Below are 9,094 nucleotides of genomic sequence, written 5' to 3'. Positions count from 1 at the left end.
CGCCGCCGTCAATGACGGTGATCGGGTCGCTTGAGCTGGCTGCGGCCGCTGCTACCAGCAACGGCAGGTAGTGCTCATCTGAGGGATGCGCCCTGCGACTGTGCGGAGCCTCTCGGAAGGCGGCCAATGCAGCCTGATCGTGTTTCAGAACCGACTGACGTGCCCAGAGGACGAACTCGTCCACGTAATCAGCAGACACATTACCGCCAGCTTGGCGAATCTCATACAGGTTGTGTGTGAGACTGCCAGAGCCCACGATGAGCACCCCACGCTCGCGCAGCGGAGCCAATGCACGACCCAACGCCTGGGCATCGGCAGCGCGCATTTCGATGGGAAGTGACAGTTGAAATACTGGGAGCGCGGCACCCGGCAGCATATGCATCAGTGGCACCCAGGCGCCATGGTCCAAGCCCTGGTCAGAATTCAACTGGGTAGGCAGGCCCGCTTGCACGAGATGGTCTGCCACTTCCTGCGCCACTTCAGGAGCACCCTTCGCGGGGTACTGCAGTGCATACAGCGGCGCTGGAAAGCCACCAAAGTCATGAATGGTCTCTGGCTGGACACTGCAGCTAATCTGTAGGTCATGAGTGCGCCAGTGCGGCGAGACCACCAGAACAGCACGCATGTCAGGCAGCGCTTCTATGCGTCGGCCAATTTCGCGCAACAGTGCACCTGCATGGCCGGGCTCCAAGGCAAAGGTAGGAGCTCCGTGCGAAACAAAAAGGCAGGGTAAAGTCATGGCTATCTCCGAAATTCAAAAACAGGCTAAGCGCGGTCAATCCGGGTGGGGGCAATCTGCATGCCCTAGCCTGCGCCGATGTTTGGGCCCGCGCTTGGCTTGAGGCAACGCACGTTCTTCAGACCTCTTACGTCATTGGCTAGCCACTTGACAAAGCCCGAGCCCATGTTGCTTGCGCCCATGGCGGTAATGCTCACGATGAAGCTTTTTCCAAACAATGAGTGGTTTCGGGGGCTGCATTACAGAAGTCCTGAGCAACATGACGTACATGCATTAATTTATTTGTTTATCGTCAGGAGATAAACAACTTAAAACGAGACAGATTGTCTCCCTAATAGAGACAATGCATACACTTCAAGCTATGCGCACTCTCGTCGCGACGGTGCATGTAGGCAGTTGTATCGAGGCCATGGATTCCACCGGTCTTTCCAAGCCCGCTGTCTCGCGACAGGTTGAAGACTTGAAGGCATCGCTAGGTGTGCGGCTGTTACAGCGTACAACGCGCCGTCTCTCCATCACCGATGAAGGGCGCACCTACTACCTGGGCAACAAGGACATCCTGCTGTTAGTTGAGGAGGCGTGGGTGCCCCCGCCCTTACGGCCGCGGGTCACCTAGTTATTAGCCCGCAACTCGCCTCTGAGCGAGTTACATCCCGCACTGCTGTAAGGCCGTTTTCCAGCGCAAATCACAGGCCAGCTTAGACATCGTGTCTGCCCGATCGTGCGGTAGATATGGTGAAGGAAGCCTATAACCTTCCGGTGCTTACTGTCCGCCCAGCCGGTTCGCACCCAATCAGCCGACCGCTCGCCACATACCTGTTGCTGTACGCGTCACCTGCTATCTAGCGCGGCATCGTAAGCAAATGCATCCAATACATCTGGCGCAGCATCATGCGGCCTCATACAGCTATGCATCACATGGTGCTGAGTGGCTATTGCTCCCTTCCAAAGCGACTAAATAGCCGTGGACGAGGACCGTTTCGAGTGGAAATCAACACTCAAAGTCCCAGAGGTAGCAGACGCTCAGGATGAATTTGAGACTCTGAGGGACCCTGAAAGTCTTGGACGTTCTGCGCGCGACCCAACCTAACGAAAAAGTAATTTACGCGTAAGCTTCCAATGATGCGTCATGTGCCTCAAAATTAGCTTTTAGCGGGTCACCATTGCGATCCGTCTTCCTAACCAAGTTTAGAAAGCAAAAATGACAGCTACCAAGAGTTCATACAAAGAATTATTGGCACAACGTGCGGAACTTGAGCAGCAGATAGCTGCTGCCAGAAAAGCAGAGCTCGCTGGAGCAGTGCAGGAAATCCGAAAGCTAATTGACGCGTTTGGACTAACCGAAAGCGACATCTTTTCTGCAACGAAGCACAAGCGGTCAAGCGCTGGATCTCCGGTTGCGCCAAAGTATCGTGACCCAAGCACGGGCCAAACGTGGACTGGGCGTGGTAAGCCCCCGACCTGGATTAAGGACAAGGATCGATCGCTGTTTGAAATTTCATGACTCTGCGACAGTAAAAAGTGGCCACTACGGCCACTTTTATTGTGTGGTGCAAGTGTCACTGTTGATTTCCACGCAAAACAGACCCCACGTAGTGCTAGTGGATGCCCATGGCAGGAAATTAACAGATAGGCCTAGGGACAGATGCTACTCACTACCTAGTCTAGGAACCAGTGTCACTGAGTCTGCTTATCGTAGAGACTGGAGGCCAGTCTGCTACAAAAAAGCAGCTTTTAGGCGGGAGCTACTGAAGATCTGCAACAAGACCCTCATCGGCTAGGCATCATCTCAGAATGATGGAGGCTCTCGGCCACAACCAGCTGCTCTGCATTTTTACGTTGCTCACTGCCTCAATGTATAAAGCCGCCTTCAAGCTTTCAACACTTGAAGGCCGCACTTCGCTAGATCGATCAATGAGCGGCGATAAAACTGAACTTCTACGCTTGACTATCGGCCCGATTCACAGTTGCCTGCCAAGGCCTCACCAATTACGAGCATTGAGCTATCACGACGTAAGGAGTTGCTAGCCACGAGATCCGCCACTACCGCGTTGACGGAATTTCTGAGTGACAAAGTAGTGCTCTTGAACCCTAATCCTCGAGCGATTCCGCTTGCAATCTCGTCGTCTGTGGCCCCTAGGTTCTCTTGAACCAAGCTTAGTACACCTGCAGCAATTTCTTCCGGAGAAATCATTTCTGACTTGCGTAGGTTTAGTGACTGAACCAACTGGCGATCACGCAAAATAGGTGGCCGCTCAGGGTGCATCAAGAATTGCCCTGAACGCTGGATCAATTTCCGGACCGCCGCGAAATCAACCGCCTGCAACACGGCAGCTTCGATTCTGGCGCCAGCTCTCTGTAGTCCCCATGCATTCCTGAGACGTACAACCAACTCGTCAAAGTGCAGCGGCGACTCTATCTCGACAATCTTGGCAACCTGCTCTGCCATGAAACCAACCGGGGTTTCATGAAGTGCATACTCAGCGTGACGCTCTGGTATCGCTTCAACGTAAAGCCCTCGCTCTATCGAGGTATCGGCAGCGTCAACAAGCCCAATCTCTGTTACGTCGTTGCGATCGACTGTGATAATCTCCACGGGAACTGCACGGTGTGCACGTAAGGGACTATCAGCGCGCTCATCTAGTACCTTTTTTGCGGCCTCTACAGCTGCAATGGTTCGCTCTAACTGCTCTTGTGGCCGCTGAAACCAGTCGGTGCTCCAGATCCGGTGAATGATCCATCCATGATCCTCTAGGACCGCTTGTCGTAGACGGTCTCTGTCTCTTGCAGATCGCGCTGATTGATAAGCGGCCCCGTCACATTCAATCCCCATCAGGTAGCGACCTGGCCTCTCAGGGTCTGCAATCGCCAAATCGATGAAGAAGCCAGCAATGCCAACTTGCGGGTGAACCTGATAACCAGCACATCGCAAAGCATCTGCAACCTGTTCCTCAAACACGCTGTCCATCGCTCTTTTAGAAGGCTGGGCCATCGATATACGCCCTGTGCGTGCGTAATGCAGGAAAAGCTTAAACGCGAACACGCCTTTCCCTTTCGCTCGCTCCAAATCAATATCCTCGTCCGTGATGGAGGAGAACACCTCGCATCGACGCTTTGCTCGACTAATCAGAACGTTTAGGCGTCGCTCACCCCCATCCGAGCCCAACGGACCAAACCGCATAGCCATATACCCTTGGGCATTTTTTGCGTAGCCCACGGAGATCATGATCACGTCCCGCTCGTCACCTTGAACGTTTTCAAGATTCTTCACGAAAAAAGGTTCACTGGGATGCGCAAAGAAGAAGCTCTCAGCAACGGGGTTCAAGCGGCGCAGCAACTCCAACTCGTCCTGTATGGCACGCCGTTGAGCAACGGAGAACGTCGCGACTCCGAGAGACAACTCAGGATGCTCAGTGGCATGTTGAAGAATAGCTTTTGCTACCGCCTTCGCTTCGACTGTATTGGTTCCAGTCCCGCCAGAATCAAAAACTCCATCCGGGACGAAGCGAAACTGCAGCCCCATTCCCGCCTCGCTTGTATAGGGGCTTGGAACGATAAACAGCTTGTTTTCATAGAACTGGCTGTTCGACACTGCAATAAGCGATTGGTGCCGGCTCCGATAGTGCCAACGCAACATCCGCTGAGGAAGCCCCCTGGCCACAAAGAGCCCCAAGATGCTTTCGATGTCCGTGACCTGCGTTGTTTCGTCGGCATCCTCTGGCTCTGCGCCGGTCATCTTGGAGAAAAATTTGGTGGGAGGCAGCTGTCGTTCGTCACCCACGACAACTACTTGCTTAGCGCGCGCAATCGCACCGAGTGCATCGACCGGTTGAATCTGACTGGCTTCGTCCATCACAAGCAAATCGAAGGTCTGCTTCCCAGGCACAAGAAACTGCGCAACGGACAAAGGACTCATCATCATTACTGGCTTAATCGCCTGAATGGCGGGGCCTGCGCGCTGCATCAGTTGGCGAATGGGCATGTGCCCCCGCCGCTTGGCCATCTCTCCTCTAAGTACACCAACGGGACCCGCACCACCTTCTCTTGAAGGGATTCCGCGGTGGTGAGCACGAGCGACCTCCACACAAGCAGCCTTTATCCGAGCCCGATCCAATTCAACGAAGCGTCCGACATCTCTCGAATGTAGTGCTCCATCGAAACGGGCGATATCTGGGTTCGCCTCTGTGACTTCTTGCAATTGATCTTCGTAGTAGGCCATCTCCAATGTGGAACGTGCGCTGGCAGCGGGTAACTGACCGTTCGCTAGCTCAAGAACCAACTGAGCCATTCCGGCTTCGGATGCTTTTCGAGCTTGGTGTCTGTAGGCTACCCACTTTGACAACTGTTCTGTATTGGCTAACCAAGATTCGAAAGTCCGGAGTGCATCACTGATCAGGAAGTCATCGCCATCGTCGGTTTTGAAGATGGTGGTGGCATCGGCTTTCAGGACGTGAGCTACCTGAATCAAACGGGCGTGGAGCGCATTTGCCGTTACTTCAGCCTGCGTAGTCAGAACTGCGACCTGGCCGCGATCTTCGATTCTCGCGGCATGCATCCGTGCGGCAGGATGTTGGACCAACCAATCAAACGCATCCTGCAATTCCTGCCACTTGGAATGTCGCCCATGGAAGGCATCTGCAAATGCGCACGACCCCAACTCAGCTGACCGATCCACCGCCTGCGCAACGGCCTGCAATTCCAGGATAAGCGCTACATGCTGTTTGACGGCCTCATTGGAGCCTGGCCTCATTGTGAGCAAACGGCCTAATAACTCGTCAACAGCCACGACGGAGTTCACAATCTGCTGCCATGCCTCTAAGGAAGCGCGATCTGCTGAGACCTCTCCAGCAAAATGCTCCGCAGTTTTTTCATCCAGGGCATCCCACAACGTGGACATGTGTCCCTTCACCTGGGCAATCAGGCGCTTGACAATTTCAGAGCGAATCTTGACGCCTGAGCGGTCAGCCATCTGACTGGCCAGAATGCGTGGCTCGGCTCCCAACCCTCGCAAAGTACGCATCCATTCGACAAGCGCAAGCAGAGATGCTGCTTGGCTTCGTTCTCCTTGCCAATCAGTGCCAAAGGCCGAGCGCCCAAATGCATCGCCACTCCGGACCTTTGCCATAGCTTTTTGCCCCTGCGCTAGCTCATCTAGCAAGGCGATCAAAGCAGGTATCGGCTGATTGGGATCACGCACCAATGACTTCACGAGTGCTTTGGCTTTTCGCCATTCTCCACTTAGGAAGCGGAACACACCAGTCTGGGTAGCAAGCGTCTGCCGAGCTGCGGCTAGGTCCGTATCCCATGCACCATCTAGTACTTTGTTAGACAGTGAAGTGCGAATAGCGGATAGCGATGCGACGGCCTGCACAAGCTCCGCAGCCTGTTCTACGCCCTGTTCCCAGATGGTTGCAATGAACGCCTCTGGACATGCATTCGGAGCCAACGCGACGCGCTCACCGGTGGTAGCCAAACGGGTCAATTCGAACAAGCTGCTTGTAGAGCCCTTTGTACCCAACTCTTTCGCTAACCGCTGAGCTTCAACCTGGAGTTTTGGGAGCAAAGTGCTCAATTCGATGGCTGCTGCGAAGCCTGATTGGTCAAAACCGTTAGGTAACTTGTCCAGCTCGCTTGGCAGACTGCTGCAGGGTACGTCTATCGCGCCCGACTGCAGCCAAGCTTGCATCTCATTTAGCTTTTCTTGTAGCTGTGCTCCTGCGCGAAGTAGGTCAGCGATCTGATCCGGCTGACTCCATACTTCTGACGCCAGGGCCTGCGGAGCCAAAGACGGCGCAGAGGCAACCGTCTGCGCTAGCTGATTCAATGCGCTCACATCGTGGATGAATGAGCTCGGAGCATCGAGTTCAAAGCGAGCAGCCAATGCGGTTAGCTCGTTGTTCCACACCGAGAGGTCCGAATACAGGGTGTGCAGGGACGGTAACAGTCGGTCCAACTCCGTGGGCAAGATGGACTCCAAGCCAACACCCCGCCAAGGATGCTCATCGGGGATACCGATCTCGCATAGTCTCTCTAGCAAATCGCCGAGCAACGCCAACCGCTTGTCGAGGTCATCAGAGCTCCATGTGCGTGCACCTTCCAGCTGGATATGAGTTGGCGGCTGCCCTTGTGCCCGAAGCCGAACCAAATTTCCAATGACCTGGTACGGAGTAAAACCCGACACCCCATGCGATACATGCAAACGTTGTGCATGGCCGTTCAGCAGGTCGCGAAGGTCAGTAAGACTCGCCAACAAAGCGTCCGGAAAACTTCCCTTTGGCGAACCAAGATCCCAAGTGCGACGCAACTCCTCCAGCACAGATCGCTTATTTGCTTTATGGCTGTGCAGCTCAAGGCACGCATCACCTACACCGGCTTGATCCAGTCGACGCTTGACGACCTCCAGCGCGGCCATTTTTTCAGCGACAAAGAGAACCGTCTTTCCATCAGCAATAGCAGAAGCGATAACGTTGGCAATAGTCTGAGATTTCCCGGTTCCAGGTGGGCCTTGTATGACTAGGTTGCGTCCCTGCCGCACGTCGTGAACCGCAAGCGCTTGCGAGCTGTCGCTGTCTACGATATGCAGCATCTCCTTTGGCGGAATATGTGGGTCAATCGATGATTCTTCTGCAACCAAGCTCTCTGCAGCAGCGAAGCCGCCGCCCAACAAGGAACGAACGATTGGCTGATCGGTGAGGCGGGCGTCCTCAGGCCAGTTGCTCGGATCCAAGTCTCTATACATCAAGAACTTGGCAAACGAAAAGAATCCGAGAATGATCTCATCAGATTGAACCGACCATTCCTGCTTGGTCGCAATTGCTGCCGCTACATCGTGCATGTAAGCGGACACATCAAAGTCATCACCGCCCTCAAACACTGGAAGTTTCAGCTTGTGAACCCTGTCTAAATAAGCCTCAAGGGACAGATTGGCTGTTTGGTCCTCGGGTCTGGCTTTGAGTCGGAATCGCTCGCCAGCAGCGCCACGCTCCAGCTCCACAGGCACTAGAACCAAAGGTGCAAATCGAACATTTTCTTTGTTGTTTGGATCTATCCACTTGAGGGTTCCCAGTGCTAAGAACAGAACATTTACGCCCTGTTCTTCCTCTAGTGTGCGTGCGTCGTGATACAGGTCCAATAGACGGGTCTGCAATCCCTTTGTCGATAAGCGCGTCTGCAGTTTAGTGTCGACATGCCGCGCGCGCGGTCCAGTCGAGTCTGCCTCGTCGCTCTCATCTGGCTGGTCCAGCTGAGACAACGGGATTTCGTCTGTTTCCTCTGCTTCTTCCAAAGCTGCATCGGCCTTGGAAACTCGACCGGGGACAAAGGTGAAGGCTTTGGACTCTTGAACTAGAAGTCGATAGACATGAGCAGAAAGTTCGTCGACGATCTCGATATGCTTGGCTGTCTTTGAGCGAGGTATGTTCAGTAGGCGGTTGCGCGCAGACAAATCCAAAAGCTCCGTGCGAGCTCGCTCAAGTTTTTCCTCGATCGACGCTGCACTTTGCAGTATTGAGAAATTCTCGTCCGACATCTACCTCTCCTCCATATTTGCTATCCGTCAATGCTCAAGCAAACAAAGCCAAAGCATGTGATTGCCAAACATTTTGCAACACATGCAGATCGCCAATGACTTGGTCTATTATTTCGAGCCCTAGTGTGCTGCAAGCGATACCGCTCCTCATACTGCGGTCTGTAGCTTGGCCCAAAAGCCGCTCGTGGACAGAATGTTGGATAGCCATTGACGATGGCGAGTGGCTCCAAACACTGCAGATCAGGTGTCGGCGACCTCAGGATGTACGACCACGATCAGTCGCTGCCGGCGCGAAGATCAAACATGCTGTACATCGCATAGCGCGCATGGTGGTCCCGACGCCCCCCCGTTTTCGGTAGCACTGGGCTTTGGAGTCCAGGGATTAATTTAATGGGTTCTACATCAGCCTTTAGGCATAAACCGCCGGGTTCAGTCCGCTGAGGGACTTTTTAGGTAAATCCTCGTTGTATTCCCGGCGCCAAGCCGCGACGATCTGGTGAACCAATGTTCATTCAGGCATTCCTCTCTGGAGCACCCGTTGAACGATTCGATTAGGCGTTCTGGTTGGGCTTGCCAGGCTCGATGAGGAACAACTGCCCCCTGGCGTGGGCCCGGTTCAGCATGGCTCTACCGCAGAACTCCTTGCCGTTGTCAGTTCGTATCGCCTTGTGTAGCCCCCTTGTGATGGCGAGTTGATCCAGGTCGAGCGCAACTGATTGCCACCCATTGCTCGCTCGGCCACGATGGCTACCGCCTCGTGGGTCGCATCATCGACTAACGTCAGGCTCTTGATGCGGCGTCCTTCGGCCGTGCGGTCAAAGACAAAG

The 9,094-nt window shown here is 54.2% G+C and carries 4 protein-coding genes and 1 pseudogene; 2 read left to right on the top strand and 3 right to left on the bottom strand.

Translation table 11 applies throughout. The features are described from left to right. On the bottom strand, positions 1-739 hold a 739-nt coding region (locus tag P353_RS23870), incomplete at its 3' end, for a dioxygenase (protein ID WP_034375282.1). 343 nt (positions 740-1,082) lie between these two features. Here P353_RS23870 and P353_RS30375 point away from each other — a divergent pair. After that, a complete protein-coding gene (locus P353_RS30375; RefSeq protein WP_080750667.1) occupies positions 1,083-1,355 on the top strand; it encodes a helix-turn-helix domain-containing protein in 273 nt (90 codons plus the stop codon). 585 nt (positions 1,356-1,940) lie between these two features. Further along, positions 1,941-2,243, top strand: coding sequence for an H-NS family nucleoid-associated regulatory protein (locus P353_RS28580; RefSeq protein ID WP_080750666.1), 303 nt, complete (start codon positions 1,941-1,943; stop codon positions 2,241-2,243). Between the two features lie 444 nt (positions 2,244-2,687). Here the strand turns inward: P353_RS28580 and P353_RS23855 are convergent, their stop codons facing one another. Continuing rightward, positions 2,688-8,267: a DUF3320 domain-containing protein gene (locus P353_RS23855; RefSeq protein WP_034375274.1), complete on the bottom strand. Its 5,580-nt coding sequence runs from the start codon at positions 8,265-8,267 to the stop codon at positions 2,688-2,690. 409 nt (positions 8,268-8,676) lie between these two features. After that, a pseudogene (locus tag P353_RS23850) lies at positions 8,677-9,094 on the bottom strand (integrase core domain-containing protein); the annotation flags it as partial.

It is taken from the genome of Comamonas testosteroni (genome assembly GCF_000761245.1).
Classification (GTDB): domain Bacteria; phylum Pseudomonadota; class Gammaproteobacteria; order Burkholderiales; family Burkholderiaceae_C; genus Comamonas; species Comamonas testosteroni_C.
This window is presented reverse-complemented; position numbering and strand designations above follow the sequence as displayed.

What these genes read in the sequence shown, in the direction of transcription:
- P353_RS30375 (WP_080750667.1), top strand. Translation starts at nt 1,083, where the DNA reads ATGCATACACTTCAAGCTATGCGCACTCTCGTCGCGACGGTGCATGTA.
- P353_RS28580 (WP_080750666.1), top strand. Translation starts at nt 1,941, where the DNA reads ATGACAGCTACCAAGAGTTCATACAAAGAATTATTGGCACAACGTGCG.
- P353_RS23855 (WP_034375274.1), bottom strand. Translation starts at nt 8,267, where the DNA reads ATGTCGGACGAGAATTTCTCAATACTGCAAAGTGCAGCGTCGATCGAG.